The sequence below is a fragment of the Providencia sp. M-27 genome (genome assembly GCF_011077905.1).
Lineage (GTDB): Bacteria > Pseudomonadota > Gammaproteobacteria > Enterobacterales > Enterobacteriaceae > Providencia > Providencia huaxiensis.
The window spans coordinates 67,692-82,814 of the sequence record NZ_JAALBT010000006.1 but is presented as its reverse complement, the minus strand read 5'-3'; the positions used below and the strand labels follow the sequence as shown (position 1 = coordinate 82,814).

Below are 15,123 nucleotides of genomic sequence, written 5' to 3'. Positions count from 1 at the left end.
ATGAAACACCCTCTTTCATTATGGCTTGCTGTTGCCTTAATGATGTTTCCTCAAATTGTGGAAACCATATACAGCCCCGCTCTCACTGATATTGCCAGCGCTTTCTCAGTAAATGCGGAACAAGCTTCACAAACACTGTCGCTTTATTTCTTTGCTTTTGCATTAGGCGTGGTGTTTTGGGGACGTATGTGTGACACCTTAGGGCGTCGCCCGACTATTTTGGCGGGTTTATTGATTTACGGTATTGCGTCTGTTGGTGCATTATTTGTCACACATTTTTATTTATTATTATTAATGAGAATGTTGTCTGCATTTGGCGCTGCCGTCGGTTCAATCGGTACACAAACCGCTATGCGTGATAGCTACCAAGGCCATGAATTAGCGAAAGTTTTTTCTATCATGGGTGTTGCTTTAGCAATCAGCCCTGCGTTGGGAATGTTATCTGGTGCTGGACTCGTCAGTTTTGGCGGTTATCGAACCGTTTTTATCGGCTTAGCTATTTTAGCTGTGGTGCTTTTTCTCTGGTCAGCCTGTCGTTTACCTGAGACCAAGCCTGAAAACGTGACGCAAGTCTCATTTATTGAGACATTTTTACGCATGATCGCTGATAAAGAAATTGCTAGAAATGTGATCTTGATAGCATTTTTCAATATTAATTTATTTAGCTATTATCAGCTGGCTCCATTCAGTTTTGAACAATTAATGCTCACTCAACAACAGTTTGGATTAACAGGGATATTATTAGCGCTTGGGGTTGGTTTAGGTTCGATATCAAATCGCTATTTATTGGCTAAAAAACACACATCTGAGCAGCTTGTAAAACTGTCTAGCGTGATTTCCTTGGTGAGTGGCTGTTTGGTTTTTGTGCTAATGGATTCAATTTGGTTCGTTTTACCCGTTATCGGAGTCGTTATTGGTTACGGAATTGCGATCCCGAACATACTTGCCCATGCATTAAACCGTTATGGTGACAGAAAAGGCACCGCTGGCGCAATTTTAGGTTTATTTTACTACATCGGACTCGCCATCGGTCTAATGGTCGCTGGCTGGAGCCAACACTTAGGTTTAGTGTTAACTATTTCAAGTGCAGTATTAGTTTTCGCATCGTTAAAATACCGAACCCAATAGCTATTTTTATTTTTATTTTCAATAGATTATCAATCTTCTAAGTATTTCGAATCACAGCTAGGCGGCAAAAGAGTGAAGCCCTAGGAACATACACAAGTATGTGACTAGGGTTCACGAATGCAGCCAACAACGCTGTGGTTTGAAAGACGAAGAAGATTAGGCAGGGTTATCGATATCGATAAATTCGGCATCTAACCCATGTTCATCTACGAGCCACTTAGTCAACGCCTTGATCCCATAACGCTCCGTTGCGTGATGCCCTGCGCTGTAGAAATGGATCCCCATTTCCCTTGCTATATGAATGGTTTGCTCAGAAACTTCCCCTGTTACAAAAGCATCTACACCAAATTCAGCTGCTTGTAGGATGAAGCCTTGCCCTCCCCCTGTACACCATGCGATTTGGCGAATTTCTTCTTTTGCATTATCACCACAATGCAGGACTTTACGGCCAAGACGAGTTTCTAAACGAGACGTTAACTCTGAAGGCGTAATGGGTTGGTCAAAAAAACCAAATGGCATTAATGGGTCGATTTGGCCATTCACCTGCACCCCCATAATATAAGCAAGCTGGGTATTATTACCTAATTTGTGGTGCGCATCTAATGGGAGGTGATAACCATATAGGTTGATATCATTCGCTAATAATGTTTTTAAGCGATTTTTTTTCATCCCTTTGATAATGGCTGGCTCATTTTTCCAAAAATAGCCATGGTGAACAATGATGGCATCGGCTTTCTTTTCAACAGCGGCATCTAGCAATGCTTGGCAAGCTGTCACACCGGTGATGATTTTATGTACATGTGGCCGCCCTTCAACTTGCAATCCATTCGGTGCAAAATCTTGGAACTCACTAACTTTCAATTCATCATTAATGATTTCTTCTAATCTTAAGTTATGCATTATATTGTCCTTTTTACTGCACAGCTAAACTGTTTACCCACCAGTTTGAACGTAATTAACTGATAATCAATAAGCATAAACGGAAACATGATTTTTTTCTGTGTTATTTAGAGCAAATCGCAGGTATTGCCCCATGGAAAATAACTGATCATAAAATAAAGAATGGAAGATAAAAAAACAAAACCCCCACAATTCAACATTGTAGGGGTTATTACCGGGGACTCAACTCTAAATTAGCGATGACTTTCCAGTGTTGTCTCTGAGCGTTCTAACCAAACGGGTTTATCGCTAGTCTTAGCCCAAACCTTATGTAAATGGCTATAAAATTTTGCTCTTTTTGGATAAAAAACCATAACCGGAAACGCAATAATGCCAGCTGTTACAGCAGCAGTGCGGCGTGCAAGTACCTGATTACGGGAATATTCGCGATATGTGGACATCGATATCCTCCTTCAGTTGCCACTTTATTTGTCGATCCCAGCGTTGCTCTATCATTCCCCATTAACACACATTTCCCATTAACACAGTAGTAAAGAGCGACTAAAACCGAGCAGATAATATGAAAAATATTGACTGTGAATAGAATATCGCAAATTGTGTAATAAAACCACTCATCTGACCACTTTAAATGTAAATATGACTAAAAAAACGGACCATTCCGTATTTTTACTACATAATTTAACCGAATTATGTTTTATATAAACATAAAAATCACAATCACATAACAATTGGCAATTCCCTTCAGAGATAACCACGTACTCTTTCAAGCAAATAAATCGTCATTTTTATACTTTTTTTACACCCAGCCCGTGCTTTTTATCAGCTTCTTTACAGTGAACCCTTTAGCCTTATCACATGGAAATAATAAGGAGAAAACACTGTGTCATTACTTTCCATTACTGGGGCAGTTCTCGTCGTTTTACTGCTAGCGTATCTGATTTATGCCCTGCTTAACGCGGAGGATTTCTGATATGGCGACTACCACATTGCTATTTTTAGGTAGCTTTTTACTGATCCTATTCATCTTAGCAAAACCTTTAGGTAATGGTATTGCTCGGTTAATCGACAATGACATACCCCGTCGATTAGAAGCCAGTGAATCCCTACTTTGGCGTTTAACAGGTGTCAAACAGCCGGGAAGACACATGGCTGAGATGAATTGGCAGCAATATGCCTTAGCGATTGTATTATTTAATTTTTTAGGTTTTATTCTATTATTCGCTATTTTAATGAATCAAGGCTATTTACCGCTTAATCCACAACATTTTGGGGGAATGAGCTGGGACTTAGCCTTCAATACCGCGGTTAGTTTTATTACTAATACAAACTGGCAAGCCTATAGTGGCGAAAATACATTAAGCTATTTAAGCCAAATGGCAGGGCTGACAGTCCAAAACTTCCTGTCTGCTGCCACAGGGCTTGCCGTTGCCTTCGCAATTATTCGTGCTTTTTCACGCCATGGCAGTAAAACTGTCGGCAATGCGTGGTTAGATATTTACCGAATTACGGTGTATTTACTCTTCCCTTTAGCGGTTATTTTGGCGCTCTTTTTTGTCAGCCAAGGTGTTATTCAAAATTTTTCCAGTTATTTACTTATTCATCCTTTAGATAGCAGTGAACAGCTACTCCCTATGGGGCCCGTTGCATCACAGGAAGCGATAAAATTGCTCGGCACAAATGGCGGTGGATTTTTTGGCTCTAACTCATCACATCCTTTTGAAAACCCAACGGCACTCAGTAATTTTGTACAGATGTTAGCGATTTTCCTCATTCCTACCGCGCTTTGCTTTGCTTTTGGCCGTGTTGTTGGTAACAACAAACAAGGCCACACTTTACTCTGGGTTATGGGGATCATTTTTGTAGTTGCTGCCATCGTCGTGGTTAAAGCGGAATATGTGGGAAACCCATTTTTAACCGAACTACACGCAACGAGCTCCGCCAATATGGAAGGAAAAGAGAGTCGCTTCGGTATTGTTGGCTCCGCTTTATTTGCCGTCGTTACCACCGCGGCATCTTGTGGTGCGGTTAACGCAATGCATGACTCCTTTACCGCAATGGGCGGGATGGTACCAATGTGGTTAATGCAAATTGGTGAAGTCGTATTTGGTGGTGTCGGTTCAGGTTTATACGGTATGTTGCTATTTGTGCTACTTGCTGTATTCCTTGCTGGCCTGATGATTGGCCGAACCCCTGAATACCTCGGTAAAAAAATCGAAGTGCGTGAAATGAAAATGGTTGCACTGGCAATTTTGGTCACCCCAACCTTAGTGCTGCTAGGTACAACTATTTCATTAATGAGCGAAGCTGGGCGGGCAGGGATTTTAAATCCAGGCGCTCATGGGTTTAGTGAAGTGTTATATGCTTTTTCTTCTGCTGCCAATAATAATGGTAGCGCTTTTGCAGGTCTCAGCACAAATACCCCGTACTACAATGTGCTACTTGCAATAGCTATGTTTATCGGTCGCTTTGGTGTCATTCTTCCTGTTCTAGCAATCGCGGGGTCTATGGCCAATAAAAAACCACAAGCCCAAAGCCACGCCACTTTACCAACGACAGGCCCTTTATTCATTGGGTTACTGATTTTCACTGTGCTTCTCATTGGTGCCCTAACCTTTGTACCAGCCCTTGCTTTAGGTCCAATTGCTGAACAATTACACATTGGTTTTGCGGGTTGATGAGGAGGAAAATATGAACAATAAAAATATTAAATTATTCGATAATAAGCTAATCAAGCAGTCTATTTTTGAGTCTATCAAAAAATGTACACCACAAGCACAATGGCGTAACCCGGTGATGTTTATAGTTTTTATTGGCAGTATTATCACTACGTTTCTCTGGTTAGCCATGGTAATGGATTACACACAAGGCAGTGCTTGGTTCAGTGGAATGATCACCTTTTGGCTATGGTTTACAGTTATTTTTGCCAACTTTGCAGAAGCACTTGCTGAAGGGCGAAGTAAAGCACAAGCCCAAAGCTTAAAAGGCGTTAAACAACAAAGTAGCGCAACGCGTTTAGCTTTGCCCTCACTGGATGCGAGCCAAGAAATAGTGAGTTCAGACCAGTTACGTAAAGGCGATATAGTGTTGATCCGTGCAGGAGAAACCATTCCATGTGACGGTGAAGTCATCGAAGGCGGTGCTTCGGTGGACGAAAGCGCAATCACTGGGGAGTCCGCCCCTGTGATCCGTGAATCCGGTGGAGATTTTTCCTCTGTAACAGGGGGAACTCGCGTACTTTCCGATTGGCTGATCGTGGAATGTACCGTTAACCCCGGTGAAACCTTCTTAGATAGAATGATTTCCATGGTTGAAGGTGCGCAACGCCGTAAAACACCCAATGAAATCGCACTCACTATTTTGTTAACTGCACTCACGATAATTTTCGTCCTCGTTTGTGCAACTTTGTACCCTTTTACCCTTTTTGCCGCAGATTATGCAGGTGCTGGCGATGCGGTTTCTATTTTAGTATTGATTGCCCTATTAGTCTGTTTAATTCCAACCACCATTGGCGGCTTGCTTTCATCTATCGGCGTGGCAGGGATGAGCCGCATGTTAGGGGCAAATGTGATTGCCACCAGCGGTCGCGCAGTGGAAGCAGCAGGAGACGTTGACGTTCTATTACTCGATAAAACGGGGACAATTACACTGGGAAACCGCCAAGCCTCCGAATTTTTACCGCTAACGGGTATCACTGAACAGCAACTGGCTGATGCCGCACAATTGTCTTCTTTAGCTGATGAGACACCTGAAGGGCGCAGCATTGTGGTGCTAGCGAAACAAAAGTTCAATTTACGCGAAAGAGACATTCATGCCCTGAATGCAACCTTTGTTCCTTTCTCCGCGATGACACGTATGAGTGGAGTCAATATTGGCGAACGGATGATCCGCAAAGGTTCTGCTGATGCGATCCGCCGTTATATTGAAGCTAACCAAGGTAAATTCCCTGTTGAAGCGGATCAACTGGTCGAAAAAGTAGCCCATTTAGGTGGAACTCCACTTGTGGTGGTTGATAATAAGACGGTTTTAGGTGTTGTTGCATTAAAAGATATCGTCAAAGGGGGTATGAAAGAACGCTTTGCCCAAATGCGCAGTATGGGTATCAAAACTGTGATGATCACAGGGGATAACCATTTAACAGCCGCGGCAATTGCAGCTGAAGCAGGAGTGGATGATTTCCTTGCAGAGGCTACACCGGAAGCCAAACTCGCGTTGATCCGCCAATATCAAACTGAAGGCCGTTTGGTTGCCATGACAGGTGACGGCACCAACGATGCGCCAGCACTGGCGCAAGCGGATGTCGCAGTGGCAATGAACTCTGGTACCCAAGCAGCAAAAGAAGCCGGTAATATGGTGGATTTAGATTCTAACCCAACCAAGCTGATTGAAGTGGTGCATATTGGTAAACAAATGCTGATGACCCGTGGTTCATTAACGACGTTCAGTATTGCCAATGATATTGCTAAATACTTTGCGATTATTCCTGCGGCCTTCGCCGTAACATGGCCACAACTTAACGCATTAAATGTAATGCATTTGCACTCACCTGCCTCTGCAATTCTTTCCGCAGTGATCTTTAATGCATTAATTATTATTTTCCTGATCCCTCTAGCAATTAAAGGGGTTAATTATCGCCCAATGAGCTCACAATCATTATTGCAACGTAACTTAGGTATTTATGGTTTAGGCGGGCTGATTGTGCCATTTATTGGGATCAAGCTCATTGATCTATTTATTAGTCTCTTTGGGATTTAAGGTATTGATTATGAATATGATCCGTTCATCGATTATTATGCTATTAATACTCACTCTTTTTACCGGTATAGCCTACCCATTAATGGTAACGGGCCTCGCTCATGTTTTCTTTCCATGGCAGGCTAATGGCTCTTTGCTCACTCAAGATGAGCGTATTGTTGGCTCAGCTTTGGTCGGGCAAAATGTGAGTAACGTCCGCTACTTTCACGGTCGCCCCTCCTCAACTATTGATAGCCCCTACAATGCATTAGCTTCTGGTGGAAGTAATTTAGCGGTCAGCAATCCATTATTACAACAAGTTATGACTGAACGCAGTGAACAACTGCGCGCAGAAAATCCCGATGCCAGTCGTGCAATTCCCGTGGATTTACTCACAACGTCTGCCAGTGGCTTAGACCCCAATATTGCTATTGATGCAGCGTTATACCAAGCGCCACGCATTGCAAAAAGCAGGCAAATTCCATTGAATGCGGTAAAATCATTGATAGAAACACATACTGAACAGGCACTGTTACCCTTTTTAGGCGAACCAGTCATTAATGTGCTAAAACTGAACTTAGCACTTGATGAATATCAACAACAAATAAATAGTCAAACTCACTAGGGGCTATGATGAACAATCAGGAACCTCTCCGCCCTAACCCCGATGAACTCTTGGCCAAAGCCAATGAAATTGGACGAGGCAAATTAAAGATTTTTTTCGGGGCCTGTGCAGGCGTTGGAAAAACGTATGCCATGCTCCAAGAAGCACAAAGACTCAGAGCACAAGGGCTAGATGTGCTGATTGGCGTAGTAGAAACCCATGAAAGAGAAGAAACGGCCGCGCTACTTGACGGCCTTTCTCTATTGCCACCCAGACGCATTATTCATCACGGTCGTCGCCTAAATGGCTTCGATATTGATGCTGCAATTGCTAGACATCCAGCCATAATTTTAATGGATGAGTTAGCATTTAGTAACCCCAATGGCAGCCGCCATCCTAAACGCTGGCAAGATGTCGAAGAATTGCTTGATGCCGGAATTGATGTGTTGACAACCATTAACGTTCAACACATTGAAAGTCTGAATGATATTGTTGGAAGCATTACAGGTATTCGTGTACGTGAAACGGTTCCAGATCATATTTTTGATGCTGCTGACGAGGTGGTATTAGTTGACCTTCCTCCTGACGATCTACGACAGCGCCTTAAAGAAGGCAAAGTGTACATACCAGGGCAAGCCGAACGCGCCATTGAACATTTTTTCCGCAAAGAAAATTTAATTGCACTTCGTGAGCTCGCACTTCGCCGTACAGCTGACCGAGTTGATGACCAAATGCGTGAATTTCGCGGCGGTAAAGGCCAAGCACCTGTTTGGCATACCCGCGATGGGCTATTGCTATGCATCGGCCATAATAGGGGAAATGAAAAGTTAGTTCGTACAGCTGCTCGGCTTGCTGCAAAATTCGGTAGTGTCTGGCATGCTGTTTATGTTGAAACCCCTGCACTTCATCAGCTACCTGAAACCCAGCGCAGAGCTATCTTAAAAGCGTTACGCCTTGCTCAAGACTTAGGGGCAGAGACGGCAACGTTATCCGACCCTTCAGAAGAAAAAGCGATATTACGTTATGCACGAGAACATAATTTAGGAAAGATATTAATTGGCCGACGTGATAAATCAAACAAATGGTTTAAGCTCAATTGGCGCCCCGGCTTTGCCGATCGCCTTGGTAAGCTCGGCCCTGATCTGGATTTAGTGATCGTCGCACTTGAAGAGAAAAGTGAGTGGGATAAAGAGCCGGAAAGAAAGCCGTTCTCTGAAAAATGGCGATCAGATATGAATGGCTATTTAATGGCTATTGTAATGTGCGCCACTATCACTTTATTTTCTCGCACTTTTTTATTGGCTCTCGACAAAGCCAACCTCGTGACACTCTATCTATTAGGTGTCGTGTTAATTGCATTATTTTATGGCCGACGCCCCTCTGTCTTTGCAGCGCTGGTCAACGTGATCAGTTTTGATCTGTTCTTTGTTCAACCCCATTTTTCCCTTGCTATCATGGACATGCAATATTTAGTCACTTTTACGGTGATGCTAATTGTTGGGGTTGTTGTGGGAAATCTAACTGCGGGTATGCGATACCAAGCACGTATCGCTCGGTATCGCGAACAACGGACACGTCATCTATATGAAATGACAAAAGAATTAGGACAAGCTATCACCACAGATGATATCGGTAAAACAGGGTACCATTTCCTTAATAATGCCTTCCAAGCCAAAAGTTGCTTATTATTACCTGATGAGGATGGCCAATTAACACCGTTACAATGTGATGGCTACACTGCAATGCAAATTGATAAAGCCATTGCTAAGTGGAGTTTTGATAAACGCCAGCCAGCCGGTGCTGGTACGGATACTTTGCCAAGTGTTCCTTATCAATTACAACCGATCACTACAGCAGATCAAACTCTTGCCGTTCTTGCCATTGAGCCAAGAAATATGCGCCAGTTATTGATCCCAGAGCAGCAACGCATGCTGCAAACCTTCACGGGGTTGATTGCTAGTGCTCTTGCTCGTCTACAACTGACCAAACAAGCTGAGTCTGCCAAATTAGATATTGAACGTGAACAACTGAGAAACTCGTTACTTGCTGCACTTTCTCATGACCTAAAAACACCGCTTACCGTTTTATTCGGTCAAACTGAAATTTTAATGTTGAATTTATCTGCGGAAAACTCACCACTTACAGAGCAAGTTAACCAAATGCGCCAGCAAGTGCTTAGCACCTCGCGTTTAGTGAATAATTTATTGGATATGGCTCGCTTGCAATCTGGTAGTATTCAGCCCAATTTAGCGTGGGAATCGCTGCAAGAAATTACCAGTAGTGCCGTTAGAACTTTGGATTACACCTTACACAGTCACCCTTTAGAAATTGATATTCCAGCCGATTTATTACTTTATTGTGATGCTAATTTGATTGAACGGGTTCTAATCAATCTATTAGAAAATGCTGTAAAATACAGCCATAACGATACCCCGATTGGTATTCGAGCTGCCGTTGAAGGTCAGAAAATTCACATCGAAGTATGGGATGCCAGCAATGGGATCCCAAACGGGCAAGAAAAAAATATTTTCGACAAATTTTCTCGAGCGCAAAAAGAGTCAGCGATCCCAGGGGTTGGCTTAGGGCTCGCTATTTGCCGTGCTATAATTCAATTACATGAAGGGGAAATTTGGGCGCAGAATAATAATAAAGGTGGAGCCAGCTTCCACTTTGTCTTACCCCTAAAGCAACTACCTGATATCGAAGTAGAAACATAAAGGATTAGCAATATTGTGAGTACTAGCCATCAAATTCTAGTTGTTGAAGATGAAAAAGAAATCCGTCGCTTTGTTCGCTTGGCGCTGGAAGGTGAAGGCTGGAAGGTCTTTGAGGCGGAAAATTACCAACGCGGGCTCATTGAGTCCGGTACGCGGCAACCTGATTTATTGATTTTAGACCTTGGCTTACCTGATGGCGATGGACTCAATTTGATTCGTGAACTACGCCAGTGGAGTAGTATTCCTATCATTGTTTTATCCGCTCGTGAAGAAGAATCACAAAAGGTGGCTGCATTGGATGCAGGCGCTGATGATTACCTGACAAAACCCTTTGGTATTAGTGAATTACTGGCTCGTGTTAGGGTCGCTTTACGGCGTTTTGGTAAAGTTACTCAAGAAAACTCAAAATGCCAGTTTGGGGATATCACTATCGATTTTATTAATCGAATTGTTACCAAACAAGGTGAAGAGCTCCACCTTACCCCAATTGAGTTTCGTTTACTCAGTGAACTGGTGGCTAACAGTGGCAAAGTATTGACTCAACGGCATTTGTTACTACAAGTGTGGGGGCCTAATTATGTGGAACATAATCATTACCTACGTATCTATATGGGTCATCTACGACAAAAACTGGAGAATGACCCTGCTCGCCCTATTCACTTATTAACCGAAACAGGGATTGGTTATCGCTTTATGCCTTAATCAACTATCAATAATTGAATTCTAAGAATCTTACCGATAGTTTAAATTAAAAGTCTGCTTATAATTTTCTCACCTTTATTTCTATGGAGAGAAATTCGTGCAAATGCTTACTACCCAGCTATCAAACCGTTTTTCATCTGCATTAGTACTTTTTTTAAGTGTTTTTGTTACCACTCAAGCCCTTGCATTAAGCCCTGAAGAAAAAATGCGTACTGAATCATTATTAGCAGCACTTGGTAAACAGCAAAATCTTACATTTACCCGTAATGGTACTGAACATTCCGCTGTCGATGCAGAGTCTCACTTGAGATTAAAATTACGCAAAACAGAGAAACGCCTCAATACTGCAGAACAATTTATTGATAACGTTGCTTCAAAGTCATCAGTTACGGGTGAAGAGTATCAAGTCAAAGATGCACAAGGAAATGTGACTTCCGCGAATGAATATCTGCATGAATTATTAAAAGAAAAAGTGGATAACAAACCTCAGTAAGTCGTATTATCCATAGAAAAAGCCGTGATATTAACTAGAAATATCACGGCTTTTTTTGTTCTAATGCTCTCGAACAGCCCTCTAAATAATTTATTTGTCAGGGGCAATCCTCTAAATCATTCGTGTTGTAGGAAGGCAGCAAAACCGCTAGACCCTAGGAGCATACATAAGTATGTGACTAGGGCTAGTGGGTGAAGCTAACACACCTACAGCGCGAAGGATAACGAGGATTTTAGTTAGACTCGAGCTTCGCCCAAGTATCACGCAACCCCACAGTCCGATTAAACACTAAATGATCTGCGCTGCTTAAACGGTTGTCAGCACAGAAATAGCCTTCACGTTCAAATTGGTACGCCTTTTCTGCCACAGCACCTTTCAGGCTCGGCTCAACAAAGCCTTGGCGAATAACCAGCGACTCAGGGTTGATAACCGATAAGAAATCGTCTTCTGCACCTGGGTTTGGTACTGTAAACAAACGGTCATACAGACGAATTTCTGCCGGTAATGCATGAGCGACGCTAACCCAATGAATAACGCCTTTGACTTTACGGCCATCTGCTGGATCTTTATTCAATGTGCCTGCATCATAAGTACAGTAAATTGTTGTGATATTACCATCAGCGTCTTTTTCAACACGCTCTGCCTTAATGATGTATGCATTACGCAAACGAACTTCTTTACCTAAGACTAAACGTTTATATTGACGATTCGCTTCTTCACGGAAGTCCGCGCGGTCAATATAGATTTCATTGCTAAATGGTACTTGGCGCGTACCCATCTCCGGTTTATTTGGATGGTTTGGCGCTGTTAAAATCTCTTCACCAGCAGGCATGTTTTCAATCACCACACGAACTGGGTCGATAACCGCCATTGCACGCGGTGCTGACTCATTCAGGTCATCACGGATACAAGACTCTAAAGAGGCCATTTCAACGTTGTTGTCTTGTTTAGTAACACCAATACGTTGGCAAAATTCACGAATAGAGGCTGCGGTATAGCCACGACGACGTAAACCTGAAATGGTTAACATACGTGGGTCATCCCAACCATTTACATGTTTTTCAGTGACTAATTGGTTCAGTTTACGCTTAGACATCACCGTGTATTCCAAATTCAGACGAGAAAACTCGTACTGACGTGGATGGCAATCAATCGTGATATTGTCTAGAACCCAATCATATAAACGACGGTTATCTTGGAACTCTAGCGTACATAAAGAATGCGTAATGCCTTCTAATGCATCAGAAATACAATGCGTGAAGTCATACATTGGATAAATACACCATTTGTTGCCAGATTGGTGATGTTCCGCAAACTTAATACGATATAAAACTGGGTCACGCATCACCATAAATGGGGATGCCATATCGATTTTCGCGCGCAAACACGCTTTTCCTTCTTCGAAACCACCTTCACGCATTTTTTCGAATAATGCTAAGTTGTCTTCAATTAGGCGCTCACGGTATGGGCTATTTTTACCCGGCTCTTTGAGTGTCCCACGGTATTCGCGAATTTCGTCTGGGCTGAGTTCGTCAACATAAGCTAAGCCTTTTTTGATCAGCTCGATCGCGTACTGATACAAGGTATCAAAGTAATCAGAGGAATAACGGACATCACCGCTCCACTCAAAACCAAGCCATTTAACGTCTTCTTGAATGGAGTTAACGTATTCGACATCTTCTTTTACCGGGTTAGTGTCATCAAAACGTAAGTTACATTGGCCCTGATAATCCTTGGCAATGCCAAAATTCAAGCAGATTGATTTCGCATGACCAATATGTAAATAGCCATTCGGTTCAGGTGGAAAACGCGTATGCACTGACGTGTGTTTTCCGGTCGCCAGATCTTCATCTATGATCTGACGGATAAAATTTGTTGGGCGAGCATCTGCCTCATTCATTGTCATCATTCCTCAATGCCAAAAGCGCGCTAAAAGCGTGTGGTAATTAAATATATTCTACCATAATCAATCAGGAAACAACCGTTTGATTGCGCCAAGTGCAGCAAAAGCGATGATCAGTAGGAATTTAGGACAAAAACCTCATCTTTACCCACCAATATACGCGATCCTAAGCCAGTATCATGACAGCTAAAACCACGAGTAACAGTAGCGGATAGCTTTGGGCATGTCGTTTATCGCTCAGGTAAGGCATTAATAAAGAAGCAAAGCGGATCCCTAACCACGATGTCGCAATTAAAATTAACGCCCCTTTGATATAGATCATCCCCAGAAAACCCGCTCCAAGGTCAATATGTTTATCAATGGCGAAATAAAAATAAGTTAATGTACCCGTGATTGCCATTGGTAATGTCAATGGGTTCGCAAATGCAGCAGCTTGGATCATACTCGCGCCTCTACGTCGCATTAAAGGGACTGTCATCACACTGCCACCAACTCCAAGAAATGCCGCGACAGCACCAATCACCACACCAATAGGCGTATCGGCAAAAATACCGCCACGGGAGTCTTGTATACCTGTAGATCCTGTATTCATAAAGCCGGGACGAATAAAACAATCTAAAATAGTGATGACGAGATAACCAATAAATATCCAACGAATTAATGCACTATCTACGGATAACGCCACTATTGCCCCTAGAATTCCGCCAATTGAAATAGGGATAATAAAAGGGCGAATAATTGGCCAACTCAGGTTGCCTTTAAGGTAATGAGCACGACTCGAAAGCGTCGATGAAAAGATCATCACACAGGTTGATGTTGCCACCGCAATTTGCATTGCCACACTGCCTGCATCGCTTTGCGGCCCCCACACTAAGGTAATCAAGGCATATAACAGTGGAACCGTAATAAAACCGCCACCGAAGCCGAATAGTGCGGTGGTGATCCCCGAAATAAAGCCAAATAAACACAAAAGCAGTTCCACAGATAAACCCTCTCAAGTTATTGAGAAAATATTTTATCGATGAAAAAAGCCCCTTGCTTATGCAAACTTGACAACTTAGTTTGAGATTTCGCCAATGTTATTAATAAATGCAACTTTTAACGTATTATTCATAACTACCTTTCATATTAGTCATAAAATAAAATTTTGATAAATTAACCAATCGCATCTTTCTCTTTCTGATTTCCTCTATGTTTTTTTAAGTACGCTTCTATTTTCTTTTCTACTTTATCATTACATTCTTTTACCCAGATACGGTTATTCGGGTTTTGTTGCTTACATTTATCACCTTCATTTGATATTTTGAGTAAATCAACATATGTATCAAAATTCTTGAGGTAATATGCATCTTGCCCCTTTGGGTTATCTCTTGCGGCCATTTCTAAATAGTATTTAGCTTTATTAAAGTCCTGAGGGATCCCGCCGAGTCCATGTAAATAAATCGTCGAAAGATTTTTTCCTGCGACAAGTACCTTATTACCATGAAGGTGGTAAGCTCGTTCATAATATGAAATTGCTTCTGGCATATTTATTTCCCCCCCATTACCATGCTGATAGTTTACCCCTGTAAATAACAGAGCTAACCCATTGTTAGAATTAATTTTTAATACTCTCTTCAAAAAGAAATTTGCCAGTGCACACTCTTCTTTTGCAGCTTTCACATTATGTAAATGCTTAAAATCGGTGCAACCAATTCTGAAAAAAGAAAACAAAACATAATTATCATCTTCATTATTATTTTTTAATGCCCGATGATATAACTCAAGCACTTGCTGTTGGTTTGCAGGATAAGAAACTTTTTTAGGTAGGTCTGGGTCATAACGTAGTTCTGTTTCATTATACCCAATGGTATATAGACGATCTCTTACAGTTGGAATTAAAGGAGGATTTGTATTTCCTCCCCAAGTTGGAGTCCCTATCATGAACGCTCCTATAACGATAGAC

At 42.2% G+C, this 15,123-nt stretch carries 13 protein-coding genes; 8 read left to right on the top strand and 5 right to left on the bottom strand.

The annotated features are described in order from the left end of the window. Positions 1-1,128: a multidrug effflux MFS transporter gene (locus G6Q48_RS10525; protein ID WP_166266328.1), complete on the top strand. Its 1,128-nt coding sequence runs from the start codon at positions 1-3 to the stop codon at positions 1,126-1,128. Between the two features lie 156 nt (positions 1,129-1,284). On the opposite strand, the gene G6Q48_RS10520 is transcribed toward G6Q48_RS10525, so the two are convergent. Both G6Q48_RS10520 and G6Q48_RS10515 read right to left on the bottom strand, forming a co-directional pair. Beyond that, positions 1,285-2,028, bottom strand: coding sequence for a type 2 GTP cyclohydrolase I (locus G6Q48_RS10520; protein WP_102138325.1), 744 nt, complete (start codon positions 2,026-2,028; stop codon positions 1,285-1,287). Positions 2,029-2,261: 233 nt separating this feature from the next. Beyond that, positions 2,262-2,468 carry a YbfA family protein gene (locus tag G6Q48_RS10515; protein ID WP_036957942.1) on the bottom strand — a complete coding sequence of 69 codons (207 nt, stop codon included), beginning with the start codon at positions 2,466-2,468 and terminating at the stop codon, positions 2,262-2,264. A gap of 440 nt (positions 2,469-2,908) precedes the next feature. Between G6Q48_RS10515 and kdpF the strand changes: the two genes are divergently transcribed. The 7 genes from kdpF to G6Q48_RS10480 all read left to right on the top strand — a co-directional run bounded on the left by kdpF (position 2,909) and on the right by G6Q48_RS10480 (position 11,275). Then, complete coding sequence (gene kdpF / locus G6Q48_RS23195) at positions 2,909-2,998, top strand: K(+)-transporting ATPase subunit F (protein ID WP_102138324.1); 90 nt, start codon at positions 2,909-2,911, stop codon at positions 2,996-2,998. Position 2,999: 1 nt separating this feature from the next. Next, entirely contained in the window at positions 3,000-4,703 is a 1,704-nt protein-coding gene (kdpA, locus tag G6Q48_RS10505; RefSeq protein ID WP_166266325.1) for a potassium-transporting ATPase subunit KdpA, read from the top strand. A 13-nt stretch (positions 4,704-4,716) separates the two neighbouring features. Next, positions 4,717-6,780: a potassium-transporting ATPase subunit KdpB gene (gene kdpB / locus G6Q48_RS10500; protein WP_166266322.1), complete on the top strand. Its 2,064-nt coding sequence runs from the start codon at positions 4,717-4,719 to the stop codon at positions 6,778-6,780. A gap of 10 nt (positions 6,781-6,790) precedes the next feature. After that, positions 6,791-7,384, top strand: coding sequence for a potassium-transporting ATPase subunit KdpC (gene kdpC, locus G6Q48_RS10495; protein WP_166266319.1), 594 nt, complete (start codon positions 6,791-6,793; stop codon positions 7,382-7,384). Between the two features lie 8 nt (positions 7,385-7,392). Further along, positions 7,393-10,080 (top strand): two-component system sensor histidine kinase KdpD, encoded by a 2,688-nt coding sequence (gene kdpD / locus G6Q48_RS10490; RefSeq protein WP_166266539.1) that lies wholly within the window; start codon positions 7,393-7,395, stop codon positions 10,078-10,080. A gap of 15 nt (positions 10,081-10,095) precedes the next feature. Continuing rightward, positions 10,096-10,782, top strand: a complete 687-nt coding sequence (kdpE, locus tag G6Q48_RS10485; protein WP_102138319.1) for a two-component system response regulator KdpE — start codon at positions 10,096-10,098, stop codon at positions 10,780-10,782. Between the two features lie 103 nt (positions 10,783-10,885). Further along, positions 10,886-11,275 (top strand): DUF5329 family protein, encoded by a 390-nt coding sequence (locus tag G6Q48_RS10480; RefSeq protein WP_102138530.1) that lies wholly within the window; start codon positions 10,886-10,888, stop codon positions 11,273-11,275. 232 nt (positions 11,276-11,507) lie between these two features. On the opposite strand, the gene glnS is transcribed toward G6Q48_RS10480, so the two are convergent. The 3 genes from glnS to G6Q48_RS10465 all read right to left on the bottom strand — a co-directional run bounded on the left by glnS (position 11,508) and on the right by G6Q48_RS10465 (position 15,101). Then, positions 11,508-13,175, bottom strand: coding sequence for a glutamine--tRNA ligase (gene glnS / locus G6Q48_RS10475; RefSeq protein WP_148241592.1), 1,668 nt, complete (start codon positions 13,173-13,175; stop codon positions 11,508-11,510). 169 nt (positions 13,176-13,344) lie between these two features. Next, positions 13,345-14,160 (bottom strand): sulfite exporter TauE/SafE family protein, encoded by an 816-nt coding sequence (locus G6Q48_RS10470; RefSeq protein ID WP_102138317.1) that lies wholly within the window; start codon positions 14,158-14,160, stop codon positions 13,345-13,347. A 173-nt stretch (positions 14,161-14,333) separates the two neighbouring features. Continuing rightward, positions 14,334-15,101 carry an SEL1-like repeat protein gene (locus G6Q48_RS10465; RefSeq protein ID WP_166266316.1) on the bottom strand — a complete coding sequence of 256 codons (768 nt, stop codon included), beginning with the start codon at positions 15,099-15,101 and terminating at the stop codon, positions 14,334-14,336. Positions 15,102-15,123 lie beyond the last annotated feature (22 nt).

What these genes read in the sequence shown, in the direction of transcription:
- G6Q48_RS10525 (WP_166266328.1), top strand. Translation starts at nt 1, where the DNA reads ATGAAACACCCTCTTTCATTATGGCTTGCTGTTGCCTTAATGATGTTT.
- G6Q48_RS10520 (WP_102138325.1), bottom strand. Translation starts at nt 2,028, where the DNA reads ATGCATAACTTAAGATTAGAAGAAATCATTAATGATGAATTGAAAGTT.
- G6Q48_RS10515 (WP_036957942.1), bottom strand. Translation starts at nt 2,468, where the DNA reads ATGTCCACATATCGCGAATATTCCCGTAATCAGGTACTTGCACGCCGC.
- kdpA (WP_166266325.1), top strand. Translation starts at nt 3,000, where the DNA reads ATGGCGACTACCACATTGCTATTTTTAGGTAGCTTTTTACTGATCCTA.
- kdpB (WP_166266322.1), top strand. Translation starts at nt 4,717, where the DNA reads ATGAACAATAAAAATATTAAATTATTCGATAATAAGCTAATCAAGCAG.
- kdpC (WP_166266319.1), top strand. Translation starts at nt 6,791, where the DNA reads ATGAATATGATCCGTTCATCGATTATTATGCTATTAATACTCACTCTT.
- kdpD (WP_166266539.1), top strand. Translation starts at nt 7,393, where the DNA reads ATGAACAATCAGGAACCTCTCCGCCCTAACCCCGATGAACTCTTGGCC.
- G6Q48_RS10480 (WP_102138530.1), top strand. Translation starts at nt 10,886, where the DNA reads ATGCTTACTACCCAGCTATCAAACCGTTTTTCATCTGCATTAGTACTT.
- glnS (WP_148241592.1), bottom strand. Translation starts at nt 13,175, where the DNA reads ATGAATGAGGCAGATGCTCGCCCAACAAATTTTATCCGTCAGATCATA.
- G6Q48_RS10465 (WP_166266316.1), bottom strand. Translation starts at nt 15,101, where the DNA reads ATGATAGGGACTCCAACTTGGGGAGGAAATACAAATCCTCCTTTAATT.